At 58.5% G+C, this 26,579-nt stretch carries 23 protein-coding genes and 1 tRNA gene; 20 read left to right on the top strand and 4 right to left on the bottom strand.

Annotation, left to right across the window (positions count from 1 at the left end; all coding sequences use genetic code 11):
* Positions 1 to 123: EF-Tu C-terminal domain-related protein (locus TRM7557_RS19600; RefSeq protein WP_459565660.1), on the top strand; the 123-nt coding region annotated here is incomplete at its 5' end.
* 226 nt (positions 124 to 349) lie between these two features.
* On the opposite strand, the gene TRM7557_RS09080 is transcribed toward TRM7557_RS19600, so the two are convergent.
* Entirely contained in the window at positions 350 to 757 is a 408-nt protein-coding gene (locus tag TRM7557_RS09080) for a DUF4345 domain-containing protein (RefSeq protein ID WP_058289906.1), read from the bottom strand.
* A 116-nt stretch (positions 758 to 873) separates the two neighbouring features.
* Here TRM7557_RS09080 and TRM7557_RS09075 point away from each other — a divergent pair, with 116 nt between their 5' ends.
* Positions 874 to 1,674: a hypothetical protein gene (locus TRM7557_RS09075; protein ID WP_058289905.1), complete on the top strand. Its 801-nt coding sequence runs from the start codon at positions 874 to 876 to the stop codon at positions 1,672 to 1,674.
* Between the two features lie 90 nt (positions 1,675 to 1,764).
* Positions 1,765 to 1,840, top strand: a tRNA-Trp gene (locus tag TRM7557_RS09070).
* 96 nt (positions 1,841 to 1,936) lie between these two features.
* Here the strand turns inward: TRM7557_RS09070 and TRM7557_RS09065 are convergent.
* Entirely contained in the window at positions 1,937 to 4,105 is a 2,169-nt protein-coding gene (locus TRM7557_RS09065; protein WP_058289904.1) for an O-linked N-acetylglucosamine transferase, SPINDLY family protein, read from the bottom strand.
* A 339-nt stretch (positions 4,106 to 4,444) separates the two neighbouring features.
* On the opposite strand from TRM7557_RS09065, the gene secE reads away from it, so the two are divergent.
* Entirely contained in the window at positions 4,445 to 4,642 is a 198-nt protein-coding gene (gene secE / locus TRM7557_RS09060; RefSeq protein WP_058289903.1) for a preprotein translocase subunit SecE, read from the top strand.
* A 205-nt stretch (positions 4,643 to 4,847) separates the two neighbouring features.
* On the top strand, positions 4,848 to 5,381 hold the full coding sequence (gene nusG / locus TRM7557_RS09055) for a transcription termination/antitermination protein NusG (RefSeq protein WP_058289902.1): 534 nt from the start codon (positions 4,848 to 4,850) through the stop codon (positions 5,379 to 5,381).
* A gap of 93 nt (positions 5,382 to 5,474) precedes the next feature.
* On the opposite strand, the gene TRM7557_RS09050 is transcribed toward nusG, so the two are convergent.
* The gene (locus tag TRM7557_RS09050) at positions 5,475 to 5,840 is read right to left on the bottom strand and encodes a hypothetical protein (RefSeq protein ID WP_131727540.1); all 366 of its coding nucleotides are present in this window, start codon (positions 5,838 to 5,840) and stop codon (positions 5,475 to 5,477) included.
* A gap of 210 nt (positions 5,841 to 6,050) precedes the next feature.
* On the opposite strand from TRM7557_RS09050, the gene rplK reads away from it, so the two are divergent.
* From rplK to TRM7557_RS09000, 10 genes are all read left to right on the top strand, one after another.
* Positions 6,051 to 6,500, top strand: a complete 450-nt coding sequence (gene rplK / locus TRM7557_RS09045) for a 50S ribosomal protein L11 (protein WP_058289900.1) — start codon at positions 6,051 to 6,053, stop codon at positions 6,498 to 6,500.
* Position 6,501: 1 nt separating this feature from the next.
* Positions 6,502 to 7,200 carry a 50S ribosomal protein L1 gene (gene rplA / locus TRM7557_RS09040; RefSeq protein WP_058289899.1) on the top strand — a complete coding sequence of 233 codons (699 nt, stop codon included), beginning with the start codon at positions 6,502 to 6,504 and terminating at the stop codon, positions 7,198 to 7,200.
* 222 nt (positions 7,201 to 7,422) lie between these two features.
* A complete protein-coding gene (locus TRM7557_RS09035) occupies positions 7,423 to 7,797 on the top strand; it encodes a VOC family protein (protein WP_058289898.1) in 375 nt (124 codons plus the stop codon).
* Positions 7,798 to 8,279: 482 nt separating this feature from the next.
* The gene (gene rplJ / locus TRM7557_RS09030) at positions 8,280 to 8,798 is read left to right on the top strand and encodes a 50S ribosomal protein L10 (RefSeq protein ID WP_058289897.1); all 519 of its coding nucleotides are present in this window, start codon (positions 8,280 to 8,282) and stop codon (positions 8,796 to 8,798) included.
* A gap of 83 nt (positions 8,799 to 8,881) precedes the next feature.
* Positions 8,882 to 9,256, top strand: coding sequence for a 50S ribosomal protein L7/L12 (rplL, locus tag TRM7557_RS09025; RefSeq protein WP_008559766.1), 375 nt, complete (start codon positions 8,882 to 8,884; stop codon positions 9,254 to 9,256).
* A 315-nt stretch (positions 9,257 to 9,571) separates the two neighbouring features.
* On the top strand, positions 9,572 to 13,711 hold the full coding sequence (rpoB, locus tag TRM7557_RS09020) for a DNA-directed RNA polymerase subunit beta (RefSeq protein WP_058289896.1): 4,140 nt from the start codon (positions 9,572 to 9,574) through the stop codon (positions 13,709 to 13,711).
* Positions 13,712 to 13,764: 53 nt separating this feature from the next.
* Positions 13,765 to 18,009 carry a DNA-directed RNA polymerase subunit beta' gene (gene rpoC / locus TRM7557_RS09015; protein ID WP_058289895.1) on the top strand — a complete coding sequence of 1,415 codons (4,245 nt, stop codon included), beginning with the start codon at positions 13,765 to 13,767 and terminating at the stop codon, positions 18,007 to 18,009.
* 220 nt (positions 18,010 to 18,229) lie between these two features.
* The gene (locus TRM7557_RS09010) at positions 18,230 to 18,940 is read left to right on the top strand and encodes a DNA helicase (protein ID WP_058289894.1); all 711 of its coding nucleotides are present in this window, start codon (positions 18,230 to 18,232) and stop codon (positions 18,938 to 18,940) included.
* Positions 18,941 to 19,054: 114 nt separating this feature from the next.
* Entirely contained in the window at positions 19,055 to 19,858 is an 804-nt protein-coding gene (locus TRM7557_RS09005; protein ID WP_058289893.1) for a glycosyltransferase, read from the top strand.
* 3 nt (positions 19,859 to 19,861) lie between these two features.
* Positions 19,862 to 20,755, top strand: a complete 894-nt coding sequence (locus tag TRM7557_RS09000; RefSeq protein ID WP_058289892.1) for a DMT family transporter — start codon at positions 19,862 to 19,864, stop codon at positions 20,753 to 20,755.
* Here TRM7557_RS09000 and TRM7557_RS08995 read toward each other — a convergent pair.
* Positions 20,725 to 21,531, bottom strand: coding sequence for a putative rhamnosyl transferase (locus TRM7557_RS08995; RefSeq protein WP_058289891.1), 807 nt, complete (start codon positions 21,529 to 21,531; stop codon positions 20,725 to 20,727). The two genes, TRM7557_RS09000 and TRM7557_RS08995, sit on opposite strands and share 31 nt — an antisense overlap.
* Positions 21,532 to 21,710: 179 nt before the next feature.
* Between TRM7557_RS08995 and TRM7557_RS08990 the strand changes: the two genes are divergently transcribed.
* The 5 genes from TRM7557_RS08990 to TRM7557_RS08970 all read left to right on the top strand — a co-directional run.
* Positions 21,711 to 22,907: a TCR/Tet family MFS transporter gene (locus TRM7557_RS08990; protein WP_058289890.1), complete on the top strand. Its 1,197-nt coding sequence runs from the start codon at positions 21,711 to 21,713 to the stop codon at positions 22,905 to 22,907.
* Positions 22,908 to 23,249: 342 nt separating this feature from the next.
* Positions 23,250 to 23,621, top strand: a complete 372-nt coding sequence (gene rpsL, locus TRM7557_RS08985; RefSeq protein WP_005621086.1) for a 30S ribosomal protein S12 — start codon at positions 23,250 to 23,252, stop codon at positions 23,619 to 23,621.
* Between the two features lie 18 nt (positions 23,622 to 23,639).
* Positions 23,640 to 24,110, top strand: a complete 471-nt coding sequence (gene rpsG, locus TRM7557_RS08980) for a 30S ribosomal protein S7 (RefSeq protein WP_058289889.1) — start codon at positions 23,640 to 23,642, stop codon at positions 24,108 to 24,110.
* Between the two features lie 21 nt (positions 24,111 to 24,131).
* On the top strand, positions 24,132 to 26,249 hold the full coding sequence (gene fusA / locus TRM7557_RS08975; RefSeq protein WP_058289888.1) for an elongation factor G: 2,118 nt from the start codon (positions 24,132 to 24,134) through the stop codon (positions 26,247 to 26,249).
* A gap of 66 nt (positions 26,250 to 26,315) precedes the next feature.
* Positions 26,316 to 26,579, top strand: a 264-nt coding sequence (locus tag TRM7557_RS08970; protein ID WP_235811443.1) for a GTP-binding protein, incomplete at its 3' end; no start/stop codon positions are given.

Genomic DNA, 26,579 nt, shown 5'->3' with positions numbered 1-26,579 from the left:
GACAACCTGAAGTTCGACGTTGAACTGATCGCACCGATCGCAATGGAAGACGGTCTGCGCTTCGCGATCCGCGAAGGCGGCCGCACCGTTGGCGCGGGCGTTGTCTCCAAGATCACCGAGTGATCTTAGAGGTTGCGACAGGGTATTTGCGCCACAGTCCGGTTCAGGGCAGGCGCGAATGTCCCGACAGCAACACGCTGGCAAGTAAAGAAAGGGCGTCCCGCGGGGCGCCCTTTTTGCGTGTTTTAAACCTTTTGCAAGGCGTCGCCAGTGGTGCTCGAACCAATGGCGCATCCACTGGCAACCCTCGCGCTCCGGGATATTTGGGAAAAGATGAAAGAGGAGTGTATCAGGTTTGCGGCGCCTGTTTCACGAGCCACCAGATGAGAACCGGGCTCACCAACAGCTCTGCCACCAGCCCCACAATGACGGCGATCTGACCGCCGGTCTGCGACGGCAGCCCGACATCAATAATCGACACAAGCCGTGCACAACCGCCAAGGACCACGATCCCCAAGAGCAGCAGCATGGCCGGGCGGTACCGTTTCAGGTCGTGCACAAACAGAAGCATCTGCAGCCCAAGCCCGAGCCAGACTGCCGCGAAGAACCGAAACAGATTGTCGAGCATCGGATCGCTCAGCTGCTCCGCTGTCAGGTCCGATCCCGCGCGGGCCTGCCCGGCCGCGCCGTTCAGAATATCGAGCGTACCAGTGACAATCGCAATCGCGGCAAGAAGGTAGATGATATAGCGGAACATGGGCTGGCCTTTCTGCAAGGGGCGGCTTGACGGACGCTGGGAATGATTGAAATTTGCACCGCATCTGACAAGCCTTGCCGCACTTGGGCGGGGTGAATTTACATGCGGAGGCAACCATGAAGGTGTCTGTTCTGGAACGGTTCTCGCAGGGGAAGAGCCCCTGTGGATACACGGAAGATCGGATCGTCGAAGGGGCTGCCTGCATTGGCGTTCTGGATGGTTCGCCTGGGCCTATGGGCGAGGGGCGCGCGATGATCACCGAGATTTTGGATCGCGCGGTTGCGCTTCTTCAGGATGCGCATGTGTTCACCGACCTTGCGACCTTGGTTGAGACGCTGACTGCGGATGTGCGCGCGGTGAAATCGGCGGCGGGGACACAGGACATCCGCCGCACCGGTGGCTATGTGTTCTGCCTGCTGCTGCCCGAACGGGGCGAAATCTGGCGTGTTGGGGACTGCAAATTTCGCAACAACGGGGCAGGGCCAGAGGCGCGTTTTCGCGCTGAGGAGCTTTCTGCTCGGGTCCGGGGCATGATGATCGAGGCGCGACTGGCAGAGGGGCATAGCCCGGCCGAGATCATGTTGCAGCCCGATTATGACAGTCTGATCGCACCGCAGCTGGCAGAGCAGTCGCGACTGCTTAATCGGGCGGGCCACCGGCTGAGCATCGGGGCCATCAATGGCGCGCCGGTGCCTGAGGCCCTTCAGGAGTGTCACATCGCGCAGTGCGGGCGGTTGATTGTCACGTCGGATGGCTATCCCGAGGTCGCCGACAGTCTTGCCGAAACGGAAGCCCGCTTAAAGGCGCTATTGGCAGAGGATCCTTTGTGTATTTCCGCCAATTTGCAATGCAAAGGGCTGGGGCCTGACCGGCTTTCCTTTGATGACCGCAGCTATCTTGGTCTTGAGATTGGCTAGCGGTTATCAGGGAATTTTGGCAGCGGGCGCAAAAAGCTGGATTTTCCTCTTGCCTCTCCTGCGCCACTCGCATAGGAACTGCCGCACCGTAGGGGTATAGCTCAGTTGGTAGAGCGACGGTCTCCAAAACCGTAGGTCCCGGGTTCGAGCCCTGGTGCCCCTGCCATTTTCCCAAGTTCATGTAAAAGCCTATACCCGTTTGGGGCGCAAACGTACTGTGCCGCGCCGGATCTCTCCGCCGTGGCTGTTGGTCGTTGCGCAGTTATGCGCGCGCCGCTTTGGCGGGCAGGGTGACGGGCGACACATCTGCCGTGGCGGGGGCTGCGGGCACCGCGATATGAGCAGGCCGAAGGCCCGCGCGGTAGCGGTCGTGGATCATGTCGAAACCGCACTCCAGATCACGGGCATAGCGCTGCGTGTCAAACAGTGGCGCGCTGCGACGCAGGGGGGCAAGTCGGCTGCGCAGGCTCAGCATTGCGGTCTCGTCTTGGGCCAGGTTCAGTGCAATGGCGCGATATTGCTCTGGCGTTTTGGCAATCAGGTCCGGCAGGCCAAAGGCGGTCAGCAGGCTGGCCCCGACACGTGCCGCGAACTGGCGCCCCGGCAGGGTGACCAAGGGCAGCCCCGCCCAAAGCGCATCGCTGCCGGTGGTATGCGCATTGTAGCAGAAGGTATCCAGGAACAGATCTGCCACCTTTTGACGGGCAAGATGTTCGTCGGGCGTCACCCGGTCGGCAAAGATCAGACGGCTGGGGTCCACGCCCCGTTTGGCGGCCTCGCGGCGCAGGTTGTCCTCGGAAATTTGGCCACTGCTCAGCAGCCACAGCACACTGCCGTCAACCTCTCGAAGAAGCGGCATCCAGATGTCGAATTCCTGCGGCGTGATTTTGTAGCTGTTGTTGAAGCAGGCAAAGACAAACCCGTCTTCAGGCAGTCCGCAATTTTGCCGTGTGAACTGCCGTGTGGCAATGCGCCGGGTGTTGTCGTTGGGCTGGTAGCAATGGGGCAGGCGCAGCAGCGATTCCTCAAAATGGTGTTCGCTGCCCACCGGGCTGACCACTGGATCGGTGACAATGTAGTCAAATGCCGGGCTGCCAAGGGTTCCGGGATAGCCCAGATAGGAAACCTGCAATGGCGCAAGACGGTCGCCAAAGATCCGACATCGTGTCCGCCCCGTAAATCCTTTTAGATCGATCGCAATATCCAAGGCCTGCGCCTTTGCGTGATCCATAAATGTCCGGTCGTCCATCTGGCGGCAGTCGTGAAAGGCGCTGACAGTGCGTTCCAGGCGTTGGCGGTGCGCATCCGTGCGGTCTGGCCCATAGCTGAACGCCTGGATGTCAAACCGGCTTTGGTCGTGCTGTTCGAACAGGCCCGCCATCAGGTGCATTGTCGCGTGATTGTGGAAGTCCGCAGAGAAATATCCGATTCGCAGTCGCTCGGGCCGGGTGCTGCCCACTGAGGCTGGCAGAGGGGGCGGCGCGGTCACTTTGATCTGTTCCGCCGCATAAGCCCGGCTGCGCACGCGCAAGAGGTCGGGGTTGTCCTCCATGCCCATAAGCAGGAAGGGCGGCACTGCTTTGCCCCGCAGGCCCAGTGTGCGCCGGTGCTGTTGGTATTCGTCAAAACAGCTCCAGTCGTTTAGTTGCGCCTGACAGTGCAGCTTATGCGCCCGCGTCCGGTCGTCATCAGGGGTGTGGGCCAGCAGGGCCTCAAAATGCGGCAGCGCTTTGGCTTCTTGGCCCGAGGTGGCCAGCAACTGCGCCAGATTGTAGCGCGGTGCGGCCTGATCGGGCGCCAGCTCTGCCGCGCGGGCATAGGCCGCGATCGCGGCGTCGCGGTCCCCGCAGCTGCGCAGCACATTGCCCAGATCGAACTGCACGGAGGCCTGCTGGGCGTCCTGTGCGGCGGCTTGTTCGGCCAAGGGGCGTGCTTCCTGTGCGCGCCCGGTGTCCAGCAACAGGCGCGCCAGCCCGGTCAGGGCGCGCAGGTGATTTCCGTCTTTGGACAGCGCCTTACGAAAGAAAGCCTCTGCCTCCTTGGGGTGCTGGCGCTTCCGCCAGACCTCAGCCAGTGCAGTCAGGGGGGCGGGGGTCTCGGGGGCCAGCTGATGCGCCTTGTTCAGGCAGGTCTGCGCTTCGTCCAAAGCGCCCAGTTGCAGATGGCTTTGCCCCAGGAGATCCCACAAAAAGGGACTTTGTTCAAAGTGAGCCAGGGCTTTGGCGGTGACGCCTGCACAGTCTTTGAAATGCCCGAGTGCAAAAAAGTTCTCCAGACGATCCATCAGCTCTGCGGGCGGATTGCTGCCGCCAAAGCGCGCGTCCCGCAGGGTGGCAGGGGTAACGGTCAGAGTCGCAGTTTTTGTAGAGGCTGTGGCGGCGATCCCGCCTTTTGGTGCTGTGGCTTTCTGCCCGGCAAATGCATACTGCATATTATGGTGTCTCACTCTCAAAAGGGTCGGTTGCCGCCGGGCCATGTCCCAGAACATGACGTCGGGGCCGGACAATGCCTTCTACCGATTGCACCGACTCTGGCGGCGCTTTCTTAAAAAGGGATTGAGCGGCAGGGGCAGGCTGCGCAGTTTTCTGTGGAAAACACGGTGCCAACACGGTGCCAACACGGTGCCGAAACCGCGCCGAAACCACGAAGAACCCCCGACAGACCCGCCAGTCGACCCTGCCTCAGCACAGAGGTGCAGGGGCGGGACTTGAAATTGCCACGTTCAACAGGTAGATCGGCCTTTAACCACAGACAGAGAGTTTAAAGCCACATGGCCACCCTTAACCCCGTGCAGTTCATCCAGCAGGTCCGCGCCGAAGTTGCAAAGGTCGTTTGGCCGACCCGTCGCGAAGTGCTGCTGACCACCGTTATGGTTTTCATCATGGCCGCCCTGACGGCGACCTTCTTTGCGCTGGTGGACCTTCTGATCCGCTTTGGCCTCGAAGGCATCCTCGGCATGTTTGGCTAATCGGTTTCGGGGCGGGGCCTTTTGGCTTCTTCCCTTGATCTTTGCCCCTGCGGGCGATAGGTCAGCCGTTACGACGACAGGGGCGTGCCGCGATTCGTGTTGCACGCCGCTTTTTGTTCGGGGCAGTATGACTGCCAAATTTCACAGAATTCCGCGCGAGGGTTCGCCCCGCGCTTGATGACAGACTAAAGGGACGATCAGGTTCATGGCGAAACGGTGGTATTCGGTCAGCGTTCTTTCGAACTTCGAGAAGAAAATCGCAGAACAGATCCGCTCTGAAGTGGCTGAAAAGGGTCTTGAGGATCAGATCGACGAAGTTCTGGTCCCCACCGAAGAGGTGATCGAGATCCGCCGCGGCAAGAAGGTGACAACCGAGCGCCGCTTTATGCCCGGTTATGTTCTGGTCCACATGGAAATGTCCGACCGCGGCTATCACCTGATCACCTCGATCAACCGCGTCACCGGTTTCTTGGGCCCGCAGGGCCGCCCGATGCCGATGCGCGATGCTGAGGTGCAGGGCATTCTGGGCCGCGTCCAGGAAGGCGAAGAAGCGCCGCGTACGCTCATCTCTTTCGAGGTTGGCGAGCGGGTCAAGGTCAACGACGGCCCCTTCGAGGACTTCGACGGCATGGTCGAGGGCGTGGACGACGACAACCAGAAGCTCAAGGTTACCGTCTCCATCTTCGGCCGCGAAACCCCGGTCGAGCTGGACTTTACCCAGGTGACCAAGCAGGGCTAAGCGCCTCGCGCAATTGAAATTAAAAATCGCCGCGCCGGAGAGATCCAGCGCGGCGTTTTTTTAGCCCTTTTGTGCAGCGCCGCGCTCAGATCCTTAAAGCGTTCGCAAAATGTCCGAAATTCTTGCAATGAGTTTTGATAGCGCATCAGGCGATGCCGCATCAAACTCGTCGATCGTATAGCTTCTTTTGTCGTCTGCGCCGGGCAAGAAATATAGTTCAAAGCAATCTTGGAACACTTCGACTTCGACGATGCCACCTCGCCAGAGGAGCCGCACCGATGGGAAGACACCCGACCCCGCGCGCTCTGGGAAAATGTCTGCCGCTTTCGCTGCCACAAGTAGTTCGCTGGCGTTTTTGATGGCCTCCGCATCTGGATTGGGGTGATGGTTCCAGTTCCAGTCAATGTTATTCCAAATCAAATCCATGCCGACGCAACCCAAAGAGACGTTGTAATTCAATAGCTACTCCTACAGGTCCGCCATGAGTTGAAAAGCTTTAAAGCGGTTCCTTCTAGCCTCTTGCCAACCCCCGCAAACCCCACTAAGAGCCCTCTATCGTCTTCGGGCGAGATTCTCTCGTGGGAGATTCACGGGTCGCGACCCATTGGATCGGACCACGCAACATGCACCGGGTGGAACGCGTTTCACCTAAGTTGAAAGGAACACCAAATGGCCAAGAAGCTTGCTGGTACAATGAAGCTGCAGATCCCTGCAGGTCAAGCCAACCCCTCCCCGCCGGTCGGTCCGGCGCTGGGTCAGCGCGGCATCAACATCATGGAATTCTGCAAGGCGTTCAACGCCAAGACGCAGGAAATGGAAGCAGGCGCGCCTTGCCCCACCGTGATCACCTACTATCAGGACAAGTCCTTCACCATGGACATCAAGACGCCGCCCGCGTCTTACTACCTGAAAAAAGCGGCTGGCCTGAAGCCCGTCGGTAAGCGCAACCGTCCCCGTGGTGCCGAAGCACCCGGTCGTGAAGTTGTTGCATCCGTGACCGTTGCACAGGTTCGTGAAATCGCCGAAGCGAAGATGAAAGATCTGACCGCGAACGACGTCGAAGCTGCAATGCAGATCATCCTGGGCTCTGCCCGCTCCATGGGCATTGAGGTGAAGTAAGATGGCAAAGCTCGGCAAACGTACCCGCGCAGCGCGCGAAGCCTTCGCAGGCAAAGAAAACCTCACCGTTGAAGAAGCTGTTGCACTGGTGAAATCCAACGCAACCTCCAAATTCGACGAAACCGTTGAGATCGCTCTGAACCTCGGCGTTGACACCCGTCACGCAGACCAGATGGTTCGCGGCGTTGTTGGCCTGCCCAACGGCACCGGTAAAGCGATGCGCGTTGCAGTATTCGCACGCGGCCCGAAAGCGGAAGAAGCAACCGCAGCTGGCGCAGACATCGTTGGTGCAGAAGACCTGATGGAATCCATCCAAGCAGGTAACCTGGACTTCGATCGCTGCATCGCGACCCCGGACATGATGCCCATCGTTGGCCGTCTGGGTAAAGTTCTGGGCCCGCGCAACCTGATGCCGAACCCCAAAGTTGGCACCGTGACCATGGACGTGAAAGCGGCCGTGGAAGCAGCCAAAGGTGGCGAAGTTCAGTTCAAAGCTGAAAAAGGCGGCGTTGTGCACGCAGGCGTTGGCAAAGCGTCCTTTGATGAGGCCAAGCTGGTCGAGAACGTCAAAGCGTTCATCTCTGCTGTTGCAAAAGCAAAGCCGTCGGGTGCCAAAGGCGCATACATGAAGAAGATTGCACTGTCTTCCACCATGGGCCCGGGCGTCACCGTTGACGTTGAAGGCGCAGTTTCCGAATAAGTTTTCGGGACAGTGAGAATTCAAGAAGGCGGCGCTGCAAAGCGCCGCCTTTTTTGTTTTTGGTGGAGCTTCGCGGACTTTGCTACCATTCATCTATCCAATACTAGTGACAGCTTTCGCTTCGCTGCGACTATAAGTGCTTGCGATTTTCACGGCTGAATTCAGATCAGTCAGTACGTGCCCCTGCTTCAGGTGCGTGCCATTCGTCTTAAGGAGTTGAGTATGTTCGATCATGTCGAATTCACGGTTAGCGACATATCCGCAGCCTACGCGTTTTACGCTCCAATCTTCACAGCGATTGGGGCAGAGGTGGCGTTTTTTGACGTAGGTGCCGGAGAGCTTGGTATTGAGATGGGCGGCGTCACTGCGTTTCTTATCACCGAGGGGAAGGCCACCAAACCCCATCTGCACATTTGCTTCAAGGCCACCGGGAAGAAGGTTGTAGAGACTGCTTATCAAGGGGCGATCACTGGCGGCGGACGCTGCAACGGTGGACCGGGATATCGCGATCATTATGAACCAGGATATTATGCCGCATACGTCTTCGATCCTGACGGGCACAACATTGAAATCCTCTTCAGGGAACCGCAGTGCTAATTTCGGTTTGCGGAGCCAAATCAGCTTGCAGTGAAATCGCGAACTCTCTTCATGAGGTTACCGAGAACCAAACGATTTGATACCGCAATCCACATTAACTAAGCTGCACAACACAGAAAAACGGTCGTTGGTTCAGGTTGCTGTATTGGTGTCTTTGGGCTCAGAGCGGACTTTGGCTGCTCTGCTGGGCTGTGCTTCGCATTAAAGGCTTGGCAAGGCAGCCCTACAGGCGTATACGCACCACACGAACTGAGGCGTGCGATTCTATTGCGCGCTTCTTGTTCATTTCGTCCAAGACGGTGGGTGGCACGCAAGTGTCTTAATTTCCTGCCTGAGACGGGAAGGACCAATTAGATCGAGGGCTGTTGCTCTCGGGTGATTTTGGCTTAACCCCGTAATTCGGACTTGAACGCCAGGCCCTCTTTTGGGTCGGGCATCTAAATGAGCCGGGGTGTTTTGCACCCCTAAACTTGGAGAGAACTGTGGATAGAGCCCAGAAAGACAAGGTGGTCGAGGAACTCGGCCAGATCTTCGAAAGCTCTGGCGTGGTGGTCGTAGCCCACTATGTCGGTCTGACAGTTGCTGAAATGCAGGACCTGCGTTCGCGTGCGCGCGAAGCCGGCAGTTCCGTGCGTGTTGCCAAGAACCGGCTCGCCAAAATCGCCCTCGAGGGTAAGCCGTGTGAAAGCATGTCTGACCTGCTGAAGGGTATGACCGTACTGACCTATTCCGAGGACCCTGTGGCAGCTGCCAAAGTGGCCGAGGGCTTCGCCAAAGAGAACCAAAAGTTCGAAATTCTTGGCGGCGCAATGGGTGAGAACGCTCTGGATCGTGCCGGCGTTGAAGCCGTGTCGAAAATGCCGTCCCGCGAGGAGCTTATTGCTACCATCGCAGGCATGCTCGGCGCACCTGCTTCCAACATCGCTGGCGCAATTGGCGCACCTGCAAGCAACATCGCAAGCATCCTTTCGACCATCGAAGAGAAGGCGGAAGCTGCGTAAGCGGTTGGCACTGAATGACTGGCGTAGGGTGAAGAAACCCACGTTAGATAACACACACACTGTATACGGAAAGAGCTGATAAAATGGCTGATCTGAAAGCACTCGCGGAAAGCATCGTTGGTCTGACCCTGCTGGAAGCACAAGAACTGAAAACCATCCTCAAAGACGAGTACGGCATCGAGCCCGCAGCAGGCGGCGCAGTTGTCATGGCAGCTGGTGGCGACGCCGGCGGCGCAGCTGAGGAAGAAAAAACTGAATTCGACGTCGTTCTGAAGAACGCCGGCGCATCCAAAATCAACGTGATCAAAGAAGTTCGCGGCATCACCGGTCTGGGCCTGAAAGAAGCCAAAGAACTGGTTGAAGCTGGCGGCAAGATCAAAGAAGGCGTCGACAAAGCCGAAGCAGAAGACATCAAAGGCAAGCTGGAAGCAGCTGGCGCCGAAGTCGAGCTGGCCTAAGTCGCGCTATAGAGGAATTTGGGCTGGATTTCGCACCTCGAAGTCTGCTTTATATCCCTCGAACATGATTGGCTGGATCCGGGGCAACCCGGGTCCGGCTAAACCTGTCTCAGAAAGGGGCCTTACCGATCGGAAAGATCGGATGTCACCGCGGTGACGCTAGGGCGGCTTTCTCAGGCGAGGTTTTTTAGGATCGGGAGGTCGCCATTCGGGACGGCGGCCATGAATTGATCCGACCGCGCTGTCTCTGATGGGCAAGAAGCCGGGGCCCGGCGGCATTCTTGGTCAGCGAGAATCTGAAAGGTGACATCTGACATGGCTCAATCGTTCCTTGGCCAGAAACGTCTTCGTAAATATTACGGCAAAATCCGCGAAGTGCTGGAGATGCCGAACCTCATTGAGGTCCAGAAATCTTCTTATGATCTTTTCCTCCGCTCTGGTGATGCAGATCAGCCGACTGACGGCGAAGGCATCATGGGCGTTTTCCAGTCGGTTTTCCCGATCAAGGATTTCAACGAAACTTCCGTCGTGGAGTTCGTGAAATACGAATTGGAAAAACCGAAGTATGACGTCGAAGAGTGTATGCAACGCGACATGACCTACAGCGCGCCGCTGAAGGTCACACTGCGTCTGATCGTCTTTGATGTCGATGAAGACACCGGTGCAAAATCGGTAAAAGACATCAAAGAACAGGACGTCTTCATGGGCGATCTGCCTCTGATGACACCGAACGGCACTTTTGTCGTGAACGGCACCGAGCGCGTTATCGTGTCTCAGATGCACCGTTCGCCGGGCGTGTTCTTTGACCACGACAAGGGCAAGACCCACTCCTCGGGTAAACTGCTCTTTGCTTGCCGCATCATCCCGTACCGCGGTTCCTGGCTGGACTTCGAATTCGACGCAAAAGACATCGTCTTTGCCCGTATCGACCGTCGCCGCAAGCTGCCTGTGACCACCCTGCTGTACGCGCTGGGTCTGGACCAGGAAGGCATTATGGATGCCTACTACAACACCGTGAACTTCTCTCTCGAGAAGTCCCGTGGTTGGGTTACTCCGTTCTTCCCTGACCGTGTGCGTGGCACCCGTCCGACCTTTGACCTGGTCGACGCAGGCACCGGCGAAATCATCTGCGAAGCAGGCAAGAAGGTGACCCCTCGTGCCGTGAAGAAGATGATCGAAGAAGGCACCATCACCGAGCTTCTGGTTCCCTTCGACCACATCGTCGGCAAATACGTCTCCAAGGACATCATCAACGAAGAAAACGGCGCGATCTATGTCGAAGCCGGTGATGAGCTGACCCTGGAATACGACAAAGACGGCGACATCATTGGCGGTACCGTCAAGGAACTGCTGGATGCGGGCATCACCGACATTCCGGTTCTGGACATCGACAACGTCAACGTTGGCCCCTACATGCGCAACACCATGGCGCAGGACAAAAACATGGGCCGCGACACCGCGCTGATGGACATCTACCGCGTTATGCGTCCGGGTGAGCCGCCGACCGTCGAAGCCGCGTCTGCGCTGTTTGACACGCTGTTCTTCGATTCCGAACGTTATGACCTGTCTGCTGTTGGTCGCGTGAAGATGAACATGCGTCTGGCACTCGATGCCGAAGACACCATGCGTACCCTGCGCAAGGCGGACATCATCGCCTGTATCAAAGCGCTGGTTGAGCTGCGTGACGGCAAAGGCGAAGTGGACGACATCGACCACCTCGGCAACCGTCGTGTGCGTTCCGTGGGCGAACTGATGGAGAACCAGTACCGCGTTGGTCTGCTGCGCATGGAGCGCGCGATCAAAGAGCGTATGTCCTCTGTCGAGATCGACACTGTGATGCCGCAGGATCTGATCAACGCAAAACCGGCTGCGGCTGCGGTACGTGAATTCTTCGGCTCCTCGCAGCTGTCGCAGTTCATGGACCAAACCAACCCGCTGTCGGAAGTCACCCACAAACGCCGTCTCTCGGCGCTTGGCCCGGGCGGTCTGACCCGCGAACGTGCTGGCTTTGAGGTCCGCGACGTTCACGCGACCCACTACGGTCGTATGTGTCCGATTGAAACGCCGGAAGGTCCGAACATTGGTCTGATCAACTCGCTGGCGACCTTTGCCCGCGTGAACAAATACGGCTTCATCGAGACCCCGTATCGTGTTGTGAACCAGGGCGTTGTGTCCGACGAAGTTCACTACATGTCCGCCACCGAGGAAATGCGTCACACTGTGGCGCAGGCCAACGCGGCGCTGGATGAGAACGGCAAGTTCGTCAATGACCTCGTCTCGACCCGTCAGTCCGGCGACTATACGCTGGCGGCCTCCGAGAACGTGGACCTGATCGACGTGAGCCCCAAACAGCTGGTGTCTGTTGCGGCCTCTCTGATCCCGTTCCTTGAAAACGACGATGCGAACCGCGCTCTGATGGGTTCGAACATGCAACGTCAGGCGGTTCCGCTGCTGCGGGCCGAGGCCCCGCTGGTCGGGACCGGCATCGAGGAAAAAGTGGCGATCGACTCTGGCGCGGCAATCCAGGCCAAACGCGGCGGGATCATCGACCAGGTTGATGCACAGCGTATCGTTATCCGCGCAACTGAAGACCTCGAAATGGGCGACGCAGGCGTGGACATCTACCGCATGCGCAAGTTCCAGCGTTCGAACCAAAACACCTGCATCAACCAGCGTCCGCTGGTGAAAGTGGGTGACAAGGTCACCAAAGGCGAAGTGATTGCTGACGGCCCGTCCACCGATATGGGTGAACTGGCGCTGGGTAAAAACGTGATCGTCGCGTTTATGCCCTGGAACGGCTACAACTACGAAGACTCCATCCTGATCTCTGAGCGGATCGCCAAGGATGACGTCTTTACCTCCGTGCACATCGAAGAGTTTGAAGTCGCCGCGCGTGACACCAAGCTTGGCCCGGAAGAGATCACCCGCGACATCCCCAACGTCGGTGAGGAAGCTCTGCGCAACCTTGATGAGGCGGGCGTTGTCTACATCGGTGCCGATGTGGAACCGGGCGATATCCTCGTTGGTAAGATCACCCCGAAGGGCGAAAGCCCGATGACGCCGGAAGAAAAGCTTCTGCGCGCCATCTTTGGTGAGAAAGCCTCTGACGTGCGTGACACCTCGCTGCGTGTGAAGCCGGGTGACTACGGGACGGTTGTGGAAGTGCGCGTCTTTAACCGCCACGGTGTGGAAAAAGACGAACGTGCCCTGCAGATCGAACGTGAGGAAGTTGAACGCCTCGCCCGTGACCGCGACGACGAGCTGGCGATCCTGGATCGCAACATCTACGCCCGTCTGCGTGGCCTGCTGCTGGGCAAAGTGGCTGTCAAAGGCCCGCGCGGCGTCCGTGGCAACACCGTTGTGGACGAGGATCTGCTGGACAACCAGCTGACCCGTGGTCAGTGGTGGATGCTTGCACTCGAAGACGAGAAAGACGCTCAGATCCTCGAGGCTCTGAACGAGCAATATGAGGCACAGAAGCGTGCACTCGACGCCCGTTTTGAAGACAAGGTCGAAAAAGTCCGCCGTGGCGACGATCTGCCGCCGGGTGTGATGAAGATGGTCAAAGTCTTCATCGCGGTGAAGCGCAAGCTGCAGCCGGGCGACAAAATGGCGGGTCGTCACGGGAACAAGGGTGTTATCTCCCGCGTTGTTCCCATGGAAGACATGCCGTTCCTGGCCGATGGTACCCCGGTTGACTTCTGTCTGAACCCGCTGGGCGTTCCGTCCCGTATGAACGTTGGTCAGATCCTTGAAACCCACATGGGCTGGGCCGCACGCGGTCTGGGCATCAAGGTCGACGAGGCGATGCAGGAATACCGTCGCTCTGGCGATCTGACCCCGGTGCGTGACGCAATGCGTGATGCATATGGCGAAGACGTCTATGCCGAAGGCCTGTCCAACATGGACGAGGGCGAGCTGTTGGAAGCAGCGGGCAATGTGACCCGCGGTGTTCCGATCGCAACCCCGGTCTTTGACGGTGCAAAAGAAGACGACGTGAACGACGCGCTGGTGCGTGCAGGCTTTGACAAATCGGGTCAGTCGATCCTGTTTGACGGCCGCACCGGTGAACAGTTCGCCCGTCCGGTGACTGTGGGTGTCAAATACCTGCTGAAACTGCACCACCTGGTCGACGACAAGATCCACGCCCGTTCCACTGGCCCGTACTCCCTCGTTACCCAGCAGCCGCTGGGTGGTAAGGCACAGTTCGGTGGTCAGCGCTTCGGTGAGATGGAAGTCTGGGCTCTGGAAGCTTACGGCGCCGCCTATACCCTGCAGGAAATGCTGACGGTGAAATCGGATGACGTTGCTGGCCGGACCAAGGTCTACGAGAGCATCGTCAAGGGCGAGGACAACTTTGAAGCGGGCATCCCGGAATCGTTTAACGTTCTGGTGAAAGAAGTCCGTGGCCTCGGCCTGAATATGGAACTCCTGGATGCGGAGGTTGAGGAGTAAGGGCCCCGCGCCCTTACCCCACTCCCCCCTTCCGCGAAATTTGAGGTATCAAAATGAACCAGGAACTCACAAATAACCCGTTCAACCCGCTGACGCCGGCGAAGGTCTTTGATGAAATCAAAGTCTCCCTTGCGTCGCCTGAACGCATCCTGTCTTGGTCCTACGGCGAAATCAAAAAGCCGGAAACCATCAACTACCGTACGTTCAAACCGGAACGCGACGGCCTGTTCTGTGCGCGTATCTTTGGCCCGATCAAAGACTACGAATGTCTCTGCGGCAAATATAAGCGCATGAAATATCGCGGCGTTGTCTGCGAAAAATGTGGTGTTGAAGTTACCCTTCAGAAAGTGCGCCGCGAGCGCATGGGCCACATTGAACTGGCAGCCCCCGTGGCACACATCTGGTTCCTGAAGTCGCTGCCGTCCCGCATCGGTCTGATGCTGGACATGACGCTGCGCGATCTGGAACGCGTTCTGTACTTTGAAAACTACGTTGTCATCGAGCCGGGTCTGACCGACCTGCAATACGGCCAGATGATGACCGAAGAAGAGTACATGGATGCGCAAGACACCTATGGCATGGACGCTTTCACCGCCAATATCGGCGCTGAAGCGATCCGCGAAATGCTGGCTGCCATCGACCTCGAAGCCGAGGCCGAGCAGCTGCGTGCCGAGCTTGCAGAAGCCACCGGTGAACTGAAGCCCAAGAAAATCATCAAGCGCCTGAAAGTTGTGGAATCCTTCCTGGAATCCGGCAACCGTCCGGAGTGGATGATCATGACCGTGATCCCGGTCATCCCGCCGGAACTGCGCCCGCTGGTTCCGCTGGATGGTGGTCGTTTCGCGACCTCTGACCTCAACGATCTGTATCGTCGTGTGATCAACCGGAACAACCGTCTGAAGCGTCTGATCGAACTGCGCGCGCCTGACATCATCGTCCGCAACGAAAAGCGGATGCTGCAGGAATCTGTGGACGCTCTGTTCGACAACGGCCGTCGTGGCCGCGTCATCACCGGTGCCAACAAGCGCCCGCTGAAGTCGCTGTCCGACATGCTGAAAGGTAAGCAGGGTCGCTTCCGTCAGAACCTTTTGGGGAAACGCGTCGACTTCTCCGGTCGTTCGGTCATTGTGACCGGTCCGGAACTGAAGCTGCACCAATGTGGTCTGCCGAAGAAGATGGCGCTCGAACTCTTCAAGCCCTTCATCTATTCGCGTCTGGAGGCCAAAGGTCTGTCCTCCACCGTGAAGCAGGCGAAGAAGCTGGTTGAGAAAGAGCGTCCCGAAGTTTGGGATATCCTCGACGAGGTGATCCGCGAGCACCCGGTCATGCTGAACCGCGCGCCGACGCTGCACCGTCTTGGTATTCAGGCGTTCGAACCCACGCTGATCGAAGGTAAAGCCATCCAGCTGCACCCGCTCGTCTGTTCTGCGTTTAACGCGGACTTCGACGGTGACCAGATGGCTGTGCACGTTCCGCTGAGCCTTGAGGCACAGCTGGAAGCGCGCGTCCTGATGATGTCCACCAACAACGTTCTGTCGCCTGCAAACGGCGCACCGATCATCGTTCCGTCGCAGGATATGATCTTGGGTCTGTACTATCTGACCCTGGAACGCGAAGGCATGGTTGGCGAAGGCAAGGTCTTTGGGGATCTGGAAGAGGTTCAGCACGCGCTCGACGCAGGCGAAGTTCACCTGCACTCCAAAGTCACCGTGCGTCTGCCGCAGATCGATGAAAACGGTCTGGAAGTCTTCCAGCGTTTCGAGACCACACCGGGCCGTGCCCGTCTGGGATCGCTGCTGCCGAAGAACGCCAAGGCACCGTTTGAACTGGTGAACCGTCTGCTGCGTAAGCGCGAAGTTCAGCAGGTCATCGACACCGTCTACCGTTACTGCGGTCAGAAAGAGTCCGTGATCTTCTGTGACCAGATCATGACCATGGGCTTCCGCGAAGCGTTCAAGGCGGGCATCTCGTTCGGCAAGGACGACATGGTGATCCCCGACACCAAATGGACCATCGTGAACGACACCCGCGATCAGGTGAAAGACTTCGAACAGCAGTACATGGACGGCCTGATCACTCAGGGCGAAAAGTACAACAAAGTTGTCGATGCCTGGTCCAAGTGTAACGACAAGCTGACCGAGGCGATGATGTCCACCATCTCCGCCGACAAGCGCGACGAGAACGGCGCGGTTATGGAACCGAACTCGGTTTACATGATGGCCCACTCCGGTGCGCGTGGTTCTGTCACGCAGATGCGTCAGCTGGGCGGTATGCGCGGCCTGATGGCCAAGCCGAACGGCGACATCATTGAGACACCCGTTATCTCGAACTTTAAAGAAGGCCTGACGGTTCTCGAGTACTTCAACTCGACCCACGGTGCCCGTAAAGGTCTGTCGGATACGGCTCTTAAGACTGCGAACTCCGGTTACCTGACCCGTCGTCTGGTGGACGTGGCGCAGGACTGCATCGTGCGCGAGCATGACTGTGGCACTGAAAACGCGATCACGGCCGAAGCTGCGGTCAACGATGGTGAAATCGTTGCGTCCCTGGGCGAACGCCTGCTGGGTCGTGTTGCAGCCGATGACATCAAACGTCCGGGCACCGAAGAGGTTCTGGTGGCAAGCCAGCAGCTCATCGACGAACGTATGGCCGATGCCATCGAGGCCGCCGGCGTACAAACCGCACGCATCCGTTCGCCTCTCACCTGTGAGAGCGAAGAGGGCGTCTGCGCAATGTGCTACGGTCGTGACCTGGCCCGCGGTACTCTGGTGAACCAGGGTGAAGCGGTCGGTATCATCGCGGCACAGTCGATCGGTGAACCTGGTACTCAGCTGACCATGCGTACGTTCCACATTGGTGGCGTTGCGCAAGGTGGCCAGCAGTCCTTCCTCGAGGCCTCGCAAGAGGGCAAGATCGTCTTTGAAAACCCGCACACCCTGACCAATGCGGCAGGCGACGTGCTGGTGATCGGCCGTAACATGAAGCTGATCATTCAAGACGAACACGGCGAAGAACGCGCAAACCACAAGCTGGGCTACGGCACCAAGCTGTTCGTGGCCGAAGGTCAGGACATCAAGCGCGGCGACAAGCTGTTTGAATGGGACCCCTACACTCTGCCGATCATCGCAGAGAAGCCGGGTATTGCGAAATACGTCGACCTCGTTTCGGGCCTCGCGGTCCGCGAAGAGACCGACGATGCAACCGGCATGACCCAGAAGATCGTGATCGACTGGCGTGCGGCGCCGAAAGGCTCCGACCTCAAGCCGGAGATCATCCTGGTCGACAGCAACGGCGAGCCGGTCCGCAATGACCTCGGCAACCCGGTCACCTACCCGATGTCCGTGGACGCCATCCTGTCCTGTGAAGACACCCAGACCATGGAAGCGGGCGACATCATCGCACGTATCCCGCGTGAAGGTGCCAAGACGAAGGACATTACCGGTGGTCTGCCGCGCGTTGCGGAACTGTTCGAAGCCCGTCGTCCGAAAGACCACGCGATCATCGCCGAAATCGATGGTTACGTGCGCTTTGGCCGCGACTACAAGAACAAGCGTCGCATTGGCATTGAGCCGGCAGATGAGTCCAAGGACACCGTCGAATACATGGTGCCCAAGGGCAAACACATCCCGGTGCAGGAAGGCGACTTCGTGCAGAAGGGCGACTACATCATGGACGGCAACCCGGCGCCGCATGACATCCTTGCCATTATGGGTGTCGAAGCGCTGGCCAACTACATGATCGACGAAGTTCAGGACGTTTATCGTCTGCAGGGCGTGAAGATCAACGACAAGCACATCGAGGTGATCGTTCGCCAGATGCTGCAAAAGTGGGAGATCTCTGACAGCGGTGAAACCACGCTGCTGAAGGGCGAACACGTCGACAAGCAAGAGTTCGATCAAGCCAACGAGAAGGCACTGGCACGCGGCAAGCGTCCGGCGCAGGGCGCACCGATCCTCCTTGGTATCACCAAGGCGTCGCTGCAAACCCGGTCCTTCATCTCTGCGGCCTCCTTCCAGGAGACCACCCGCGTCCTCACCGAGGCCTCCGTGCAGGGTAAGAAAGACAAGCTTGTTGGTCTGAAAGAAAACGTCATCGTGGGTCGCCTGATCCCGGCGGGTACCGGTGGGGCAACCCAGCGCGTCCGTCAGGTTGCGTCTTCGCGCGACAATGTGGTCATCGAGGCCCGTCGCGAAGAAGCAGAGGCAGCAGCTGCACTGGCCGCACCCTCCATGGATGACGTGATCGACACTGGCGCGGACTTCGACAACTTGGTCGAAACTCCGGAAAGCCGCGATTGATCGCTGACCTTCTAGGCTAAGACATCAAAGACCCCCGCATCGGCAACGGTGCGGGGGTTTTCTTTTGCTTCGGGTTCGGGCACAATCCGAACAGGCCTTGCTCGGGCCTCCGCCCTCCACTTGGGAAGCATCTGACATGCGGAGCTATACAAAACGGATCTGTCTTTCGGGCGCAGGCATAAGGAGGGGTTGCAATGGCGTCTTTGAGGAGAGAACCGCAATGCAATTGTCCGCCCCCATCCATCGTCTCAAGCACAACGCCAAGCGCATGGCGCGCCAAAAGCCCATAGCCCTTCACGAGGCGCTGGATCATATCGCCGTGGAAGAAGGCTTCCAAAGCTGGAGCCACCTTGCCGCCGCATCGGCAGGTGAAACGCCGGCCACCGCAATGATGTCGAACCTAAAGCCCGGCGATCTGGTGCTGCTCGGCGCGCGTCCGGGGCAGGGGAAAACCCGCGTCGGGCTGGAGTTGGCCTGCATGGCCGCAATCTTGGGGCGGCAGGGCTATTTCTTTACGCTGGATTACCACGAACGGGATATTGCTGATCTGCTAGCTTCTTTGAATGTCGATAGGGCAGCGGGCCAGTTCCCGATTACGGTCGATACATCGGATGATGTATCGGCAGATTATGTAATCTCTCGTCTGCAAGACACCACCTCGCCTGCGCTGATTGTCGTGGACTACCTGCAACTGCTGGATCAGAAACGGGTCAACTCCAGCCTACCAGAACAAATCGCGGCCTTGCGAAAGTTCGTCAAAACATCTGCCGCAATCTGCGTGGTCATTTCTCAGATCGACCGCATGTTTGACCTGAGCGGCAAGGACCTGCCGGATGTTTCTGATGTCAGATTGCCCAACCCCTTGGATCTGTCGGTATTTGATAAAACCTGCTTTCTGCACAATGGCGCGATCAGCATTAACACCCCCTAAGCAGGGGGTTCGGGGTCTGCCGAAAAGGTCGGCGGGCCCTGCCAGAAAATCCACGCTTGGCAGCGCGTCGTGGCTGTGGTTTGTCTTGAGAGCTGGCAAGGAGAGGCGGACCCAATGGCACCAACATTCAAGATGAACGGTGTGCTGCGGTTTTCGGTCCTGACCTCGACCTTCAATATGGATCGCTTTGCCTCAATAGAGGAAGCCGCAGAAGAGATCTTCTCTGCCAAACGCATGGCCCTGCGGCTGCATCTGTTTGAAAAGCTTTGCCTGCCGTCGCTGACACGCCAGCGCGATCAGGGGTTTGATCTGGTGATTGCCACCTCGGACCGGATGCCAGAGCAATATCTGACCCAGCTGATGGATATTGTTGGCGACAGCGCCAATATCTCCATCGTGCCCTTTCCGGTGGCGCGTCACTATGGAACGCTGAACAAGGCTTATGGTCTGATGCCGCGCGGCGGGGCGACACATCAGATCCTGTTCCGGCTCGATGACGACGACGCGCTGGATGTGGACTACGTCGCCCGCACCAAACGGCTGGCCGGGTCGCTGGTGGCGATGCAGGGGGCTTCAACGCCTTTTGTGATTTCCTACAACCGTGGGTTCTACCTGCAGCGCGGCGCAGAGCCAAAAGTCTTTGACGCCATTGAGCGCGCGCCCTTGTCTGTCGGCACCGCGCTGGTGCGCCCGGCAGGGCAGGGCGAAAACCCTTATCGGTATAATCACCGCAAGTTTGCCCAGCACTACAACACCTTCTCGGATATCACGGTGCCGGGGTTCATTCGCACCCATCACTGGGACAACCATTCGGACCCGGCGATCATGGGCCGCAAGGACGAAATGACGCCCGAGGACATAGACGCTGATCTGCGGGCCCATTTTGGGCTGTCGCTGGCGGCGCTGAAGGCGATCTGACCCATGCTGTCGCGGCTGTCCCCGAATGCCCAAGGGGCAGCCCTGATGGTGGCCACCATGGCGTTTTTTGCCATGAACGATACGGTTGTGAAACTCGCAGGCCAGCGGCTGGAACTCTGGCAGATGATCACCATGCGCGGCGTCTTGGCCAGTGCGCTGATTGCCCTGCTTGCCTGGCGCTTTGGCGCGCTGCGCCTGCCCCGGGGACGGGACGCCTGGGCGGTTTCGATCCGCAGCACGATGGAGGTGGCGGCGACCTTTTTCTTTCTCACGGCGCTGATGACCGTGCCGCTGGCGACCCTGACGGCGATCCTGCAGATGTTGCCGCTGACGGTGACGCTCGCCGCCGCCGTTTTCCTGGGCGAAAAGGTGGGCTGGCGGCGCAGCCTTGCGATTGCGCTTGGCTTTGTTGGCATGCTGCTGATTGTCCGCCCCGGCGCCGAGGGCCTGGGGTTTGAAACCATCTTCGCGCTGTTGGCCGTCGTTGTCCTGACCGCGCGCGATATGGCGACGCGGCTGGTGTCGAAGGCCGTGCCGTCGCTCAGCATTGCCTGTCTGGCCTCGGTGGCGGTGACGATCTTTGGCGTGGTATTGGGGGCCGTCGAAGGCTGGGTGGGCCCAAAACCTGACGCCAGCGATTGGGGCATGATGACCCTTGCGGCAGGGCTGATCTTTCTCGCCTATCTGACGTCCGTGATGACCATGCGCGTGGGCGAGGTGTCCGCGATTGCGCCCTTCCGCTATGCGGGGCTTTTGTGGGCGCTCTTGCTGGGCTGGCTGGTTTTTGGCGACTGGCCGGACAACCTGACCTTGCTGGGCGCTGCGATTGTGGTTGCGGCAGGGCTGTTCACCCTGCGCCGCACGGCTCAGCTGGACGAAAACACCGAAGCCACGTGATCGCGCCGAATGGCAAAACGGGCCTCAAACTCGCCTTCCTGCGCGGGTGTCAGCGGTTCCACCTCAATCGCCTTGACGGGTTTCTGGCGCGAGTCATTGGACCCATTGTGGCTTCGTACCCACATGGGCGCGTCTGAAATAGAAACCGCAGGCATAAAGCGCGGGATGCGTTCATGGGCAAAATTCATAATGGTCAGCGGGCAGCCGCCGCGCACATACATCCCCAGCGCGGCCACATAGAACGGGCGGAACACCTCGGTCGCCGAAATCCCATCAGCGCTGACCTCGGCAACAAAGCCCTTGTTGAAATCCACGGCCGCCGTCTTGTGATTGCGAAACAGCCCCCGGCAATCCGTCACAGTGGCGCGCAGCCGTTCGACAAAATCGACCGAGATCGCATCGTCATCATCATGGCGGAACTGCAGGCAGGGCTGTTTCGGGTCGCGCCGCGCCTGATTGAGGATCTCTTTCATCACCTCGCGCTGCTTGCGCGGTGGCTCTTTGCGGATCTGGACCTGCGGCATGTCGGCGACCAGCGCGCGCAGTCGGTCTTCGTGATGGGGGGGCAGGCTGTTGCCAATCACAACGATCAGGTCAAAATCCTGGTCGGTCTGTTCGCGCAGGCAGGGCAGGGCGAGCGTTTCAAACAGCCGGAACCGCTCTTCCAGCCGCGCTTCGGCATAGAGATAGGCAATGCGCGCCTCGATGCTGTCGTGCTCGACCTGAAAGCCGCCAATGGCCGGGTAGGAAAACCGGCAGAGCCCAATCACTTGCATGAAAATTCCTTAGACGATGAATGTCTTTGGTCCCGACTATGGGCGCAGTTCGTGCCCATGACAAGCGGGGTGGGGCGAAGTGGGTCGCGGGGCAACAGGGCGATGGTTTTTTGCCCACTACGCGTGAAAATTGCGGGCCGCAGCTTGCAAGACATAGGCCGGGGCTATTCGGTGGCGCTATGAAACTGACCGGCCCCTTCCTGTTTATCCTTGCCACACTGATGATCGATGCCATTGGCGTCGGCATTGTGTTTCCGATCATGCCCGATCTGATGGACCGCGTGGGCGCGGGCAGCACGGCGCAAGGCGCGTTCTGGGGCGGGGTGATGATGTCGGCCTATGCGGCGGCGATGTTCCTGTGCGGTCCCGTTGTCGGCAGCCTATCAGACGCCTATGGCCGAAAGCCGGTGCTGATTGCCGCGCTTGCGGCACTGACGCTGGACTATGTGATCATGGCCCTGGCCGAGACCTACTGGGTCCTTCTGGTGGGCCGTATTGTGGCGGGCATTGCCGGGGCGACCTATGTGACCGCCACGGCCTATATTGCCGACATTGCCAAACCCGAGGACCGCGGCGCGGCCTTTGGCATGATTGGGGCGGCTTTTGGCATTGGCTTTGTGCTGGGCCCGGCCCTGGGCGGGCTGGCGTCAGGATGGCACATCACAGCACCCTTCTGGATTGCCGCCGTCATGTCGGCGCTGAACGTGGCGTTCGGGATCTTTGTGCTGCCGGAATCGCTGAAGCCCGAGAAACGACGCCCTTTTGGGCGGCGGGATCTGAACCCCTTTGGCTCGATCCTGCGGGCCTTCCGGCTGCCGGGTCTGGCGGTGCCCCTGATCTGTCTCTTTGTGTTTGAACTGGCCAATATGGTCTATCCGACACTCTGGGCCTTCTGGGGGCGCGAGATGTTCGGCTGGAATGGCTTTGTCATCGGCCTGACCCTGTCGGCCTATGGGGTGCTGATCGCGGTGGTGCAGGCTGGCGTCCTGCCGCAGTTGACGAAGCGCTTTGGTGATTACCGGACGCTGCTGTTTGCCATGGTGGCCTCAATCGTCGGCTTTGTTGGCATTGGCAGCGCACAGGCGGTTTGGGTGGTGGCTATGGTCATGCCGCTGACCGCGCTCGCGGATATGGCGCCACCGCTGATGACGGCTTTTGCCTCCAACCGGGTGGGCGAAGATCTGCAGGGGCTGATACAGGGGGTGATCGCCTCCCTGAACTCTGTTGCGGCCGTCGCCGCGCCGCTGCTGCTGACCGGGGTGTTCGAGTATTTTGTCAACGACAGCAGCATCTATTTCCCCGGCGCGCCCTTCCTTCTGGGGGCGGTCCTGGTACTGGCGATCTCGCCGCTGGTGTGGCGGCTGAAAACCCGCTAGAGAAGGCAGCGAAAACAGCACCCTTGGACTCCGGTCCCCTGTGGGGGGTGCTGTTGACAATTTCCGCGACTCCCCCTATACGCCCAACATCCGGCCACCAGAGTTCCGCTCTGGTACGCCGAAATCATATCTGTAGTGGCTCAAGGTCAGGGCACTTTTATCACCCTGATCCTCTGTTAACCCACCGCGACGTTCACCTCGGAATGGGAACGTTTGCGGTTTTTCCGCTTGTGCGGAAGGTCTGGGAACATGGGTCGCAAGAGACAGAATTCGCCGCACGCGATACCGGGCCCCAGGCTCCTGCGTGCATGACATAGTGTTGCAAAACGGGGATTAACCGGAATGCCAACGATCCAACAGCTGATCCGCAAGCCGCGTCAGCCGAAAGTAAAACGCTCCAAGTCCATGCACCTGGAGCAGTGCCCGCAGAAGCGTGGCGTCTGTACTCGCGTGTACACCACCACACCGAAGAAACCGAACTCCGCTATGCGTAAGGTTGCGAAGGTTCGCCTGACCAACGGTTTCGAAGTGATCTCTTACATCCCGGGCGAATCCCACAACCTTCAGGAACACTCTGTGGTTCTGATCCGTGGCGGCCGTGTAAAAGACCTTCCGGGTGTCCGTTACCACATCCTGCGTGGTGTTCTGGATACCCAAGGCGTCAAAGATCGTAAGCAGCGTCGCTCCAAGTACGGCGCGAAGCGTCCTAAGTAATCAGAAGGATAGTTTAATATGTCCCGTCGTCACGCTGCTGAAAAACGCGAAGTCCTGCCTGACGCCAAATTTGGCGATACAGTCCTGACTAAATTCATGAACAACCTGATGATCGATGGTAAGAAATCGGTCGCAGAAAAAATCGTCTACAATGCGCTCGACCGCATTGAAGTCAAAGTAAAGCGCGCACCTGTTGAAGTGTTCCACGAAGCACTCGACAACGTAAAACCCGCTGTGGAAGTTCGCTCCCGCCGCGTGGGTGGTGCAACTTACCAGGTTCCCTGTGAAGTTCGCCCCGAGCGCCGCGAAGCTCTTGCAATCCGCTGGCTGATCTCTGCCGCGCGTGGTCGCAACGAGAACACAATGGAAGAACGCCTCGCCGGTGAACTGCTTGACGCTGTACAAAGCCGTGGTTCTGCCGTTAAGAAGCGCGAAGATACTCACAAGATGGCTGAGGCAAACAAAGCCTTCTCGCACTATCGCTGGTAACTCTTCAGAGGCTAAAACCAAATGGCACGCGAATATCCGCTCGAACTGTACCGTAACTTCGGTATCATGGCGCACATCGATGCAGGTAAAACCACCTGTTCCGAGCGCATCCTGTACTACACAGGTAAGTCCCACAACATCGGTGAGGTGCACGATGGTGCAGCCACCATGGACTGGATGGAGCAGGAGCAAGAACGCGGGATCACCATCACCTCGGCTGCGACCACCACTTTCTGGGAACGCACCGAAGACGGTAAGACCGCCGACACTCCGAAGCACCGTCTGAACATCATCGACACCCCCGGCCACGTTGACTTCACCATTGAAGTTGAACGCTCCCTGGCGGTTCTCGATGGTGCTGTCTGTGTTCTGGACGCAAACGCAGGTGTTGAACCGCAAACCGAAACCGTGTGGCGTCAGGCTGACCGCTACAAGGTTCCGCGTATGGTCTTCGTCAACAAAATGGACAAGATCGGCGCTGACTTCTTCAACTGCGTCAACATGATCGAAGACCGTACCGGTGCACGTGCTGTTCCGATCGGTGTTCCGATCGGTGCAGAAACCGAGCTGGAAGGCCTGGTTGACCTGGTGACCATGGAAGAATGGGTCTACATCGGTGAAGACCTTGGCGCATCCTGGGAAAAGCGTGAAATCCGCGCTGAACTGCAGGATATGGCCAACGAATGGCGCGGTAAGATGGTCGAAGCGGCCGTCGAAATGGACGACGACGCAATGGAAGCCTACCTGGAAGGCGAAGAGCCTGACGTGGCGACCCTGCGCAAGCTCCTCCGCAAAGGTACTCTGGAAATGGCATTCGTGCCGGTTCTGGGTGGCTCCGCGTTCAAAAACAAAGGTGTTCAGCCGCTGCTTAACGCTGTGATCGACTATCTGCCGAGCCCGCTCGACGTTGTTGATTACATGGGCTTTAAGCCGGGTGACGAAACCGAAGAGCGTAACATTGCTCGTCGTGCAGACGACGAAATGGCGTTCTCTGGCCTCGCGTTCAAAATCATGAACGACCCCTTCGTTGGCTCGCTGACCTTCACGCGTATCTACTCCGGCACGCTCAACAAGGGTGACACCCTGCTGAACTCGACCAAAGGTCGTAAAGAGCGCGTTGGCCGTATGATGATGATGCACTCGAACAACCGTGAGGAAATCACGGAAGCGTTCGCGGGCGACATTATCGCGCTGGCAGGTCTGAAAGACACCACCACCGGTGACACCCTCTGTGCCGCCAATGACCCGGTTGTTCTGGAAACCATGAACTTCCCGGATCCGGTGATCGAGATCGCGGTTGAGCCGAAGACCAAAGCAGACCAAGAGAAAATGTCTCAGGGTCTGGGCCGTCTGGCTGCTGAAGACCCCTCCTTCCGTGTGGAAACTGACCTGGAATCCGGTCAGACCATCATGAAAGGCATGGGCGAACTGCACCTGGACATCCTGGTTGACCGTCTGAAGCGTGAATTCAAGGTTGAAGCAAACATCGGCGCGCCGCAGGTTGCTTACCGTGAAACCATCTCCATGCCGGTTGAACACTCCTACACCCACAAGAAACAGTCGGGTGGTTCGGGTCAGTTCGGCGAAGTGAAGCTGGAGATCACCCCCACCGAAGCAGGCGAAGGCTACTCCTTCGAATCCCGCATCGTTGGTGGTGCGGTTCCGAAGGAATACATCCCTGGTGTTGAAAAAGGCATCCAGTCTGTCATGGATAGCGGCCCGCTGGCTGGCTTCCCCGTGATCGACTTCAAGGTTGCTCTGCTCGACGGTAAGTTCCACGACGTTGACTCCAGCGTTCTGGCCTTTGAAATCGCGGCACGTATGTGCATGCGCGAAGGCATGAAGAAAGCTGGCGCGAAACTCTTGGAACCGATCATGAAGGTCGAAGTGATCACCCCGGAAGAATACACCGGCGGTATCATCGGCGACCTTACCTCCCGTCGTGGTCAGGTGTCCGGCCAAGAACCCCGCGGCAACGCGATTGCGATCGACGCAAACGTGCCGCTGGCGAACATGTTCGGCTACATCAACACCCTGCGTTCCATGTCCTCGGGCCGCGCGCAGTTCACCATGCAGTTCTCCCACTACGATCCGGTTCCGAACAACATTTCGGAAGAGATCCAGGCGAAATACGCATAAGCGTTTCAAAGAATTGGGGGAGTGCGGTTTGCCGCGCTTCCTCTAAAAACCTAAAAGGAGGCCATTATGGCTAAGGAAAAGTTTGAACGTAATAAACCGCACGTCAACATCGGCACCGTTGGCCACGTTGACCACGGTAAAACCACTCTGACCGCGGCAATCACCAAATACTTCGGTGACTTCCAGGCATACGACCAGATCGACGGTGCACCGGAAGAGCGCGCACGTGGTATCACCATCTCCACCGCGCACGTGGAATACGAGACCGAAGCACGTCACTACGCTCACGTTGACTGCCCCGGCCACGCCGACTACGTCAAAAACATGATC

This window comes from Tritonibacter multivorans (assembly GCF_001458415.1).
GTDB lineage: Bacteria > Pseudomonadota > Alphaproteobacteria > Rhodobacterales > Rhodobacteraceae > Epibacterium > Epibacterium multivorans.
The sequence above is the reverse complement of the archived record's forward strand: the minus strand, read 5'-3'. Positions and strand labels throughout refer to the sequence as shown.

Coding starts and splice junctions, on each gene's coding strand:
- TRM7557_RS09080 (WP_058289906.1), bottom strand. CDS start 757: ATGTTCCGCTATATCATCTACCTTCTTGCCGCGATTGCGATTGTCACT.
- TRM7557_RS09075 (WP_058289905.1), top strand. CDS start 874: ATGAAGGTGTCTGTTCTGGAACGGTTCTCGCAGGGGAAGAGCCCCTGT.
- TRM7557_RS09065 (WP_058289904.1), bottom strand. CDS start 4,105: ATGCAGTATGCATTTGCCGGGCAGAAAGCCACAGCACCAAAAGGCGGG.
- secE (WP_058289903.1), top strand. CDS start 4,445: ATGGCCACCCTTAACCCCGTGCAGTTCATCCAGCAGGTCCGCGCCGAA.
- nusG (WP_058289902.1), top strand. CDS start 4,848: ATGGCGAAACGGTGGTATTCGGTCAGCGTTCTTTCGAACTTCGAGAAG.
- rplK (WP_058289900.1), top strand. CDS start 6,051: ATGGCCAAGAAGCTTGCTGGTACAATGAAGCTGCAGATCCCTGCAGGT.
- rplA (WP_058289899.1), top strand. CDS start 6,502: ATGGCAAAGCTCGGCAAACGTACCCGCGCAGCGCGCGAAGCCTTCGCA.
- TRM7557_RS09035 (WP_058289898.1), top strand. CDS start 7,423: ATGTTCGATCATGTCGAATTCACGGTTAGCGACATATCCGCAGCCTAC.
- rplL (WP_008559766.1), top strand. CDS start 8,882: ATGGCTGATCTGAAAGCACTCGCGGAAAGCATCGTTGGTCTGACCCTG.
- rpoB (WP_058289896.1), top strand. CDS start 9,572: ATGGCTCAATCGTTCCTTGGCCAGAAACGTCTTCGTAAATATTACGGC.
- rpoC (WP_058289895.1), top strand. CDS start 13,765: ATGAACCAGGAACTCACAAATAACCCGTTCAACCCGCTGACGCCGGCG.
- TRM7557_RS09010 (WP_058289894.1), top strand. CDS start 18,230: ATGCAATTGTCCGCCCCCATCCATCGTCTCAAGCACAACGCCAAGCGC.
- TRM7557_RS09005 (WP_058289893.1), top strand. CDS start 19,055: ATGGCACCAACATTCAAGATGAACGGTGTGCTGCGGTTTTCGGTCCTG.
- TRM7557_RS09000 (WP_058289892.1), top strand. CDS start 19,862: ATGCTGTCGCGGCTGTCCCCGAATGCCCAAGGGGCAGCCCTGATGGTG.
- TRM7557_RS08995 (WP_058289891.1), bottom strand. CDS start 21,531: ATGCAAGTGATTGGGCTCTGCCGGTTTTCCTACCCGGCCATTGGCGGC.
- TRM7557_RS08990 (WP_058289890.1), top strand. CDS start 21,711: ATGAAACTGACCGGCCCCTTCCTGTTTATCCTTGCCACACTGATGATC.
- rpsL (WP_005621086.1), top strand. CDS start 23,250: ATGCCAACGATCCAACAGCTGATCCGCAAGCCGCGTCAGCCGAAAGTA.
- rpsG (WP_058289889.1), top strand. CDS start 23,640: ATGTCCCGTCGTCACGCTGCTGAAAAACGCGAAGTCCTGCCTGACGCC.
- fusA (WP_058289888.1), top strand. CDS start 24,132: ATGGCACGCGAATATCCGCTCGAACTGTACCGTAACTTCGGTATCATG.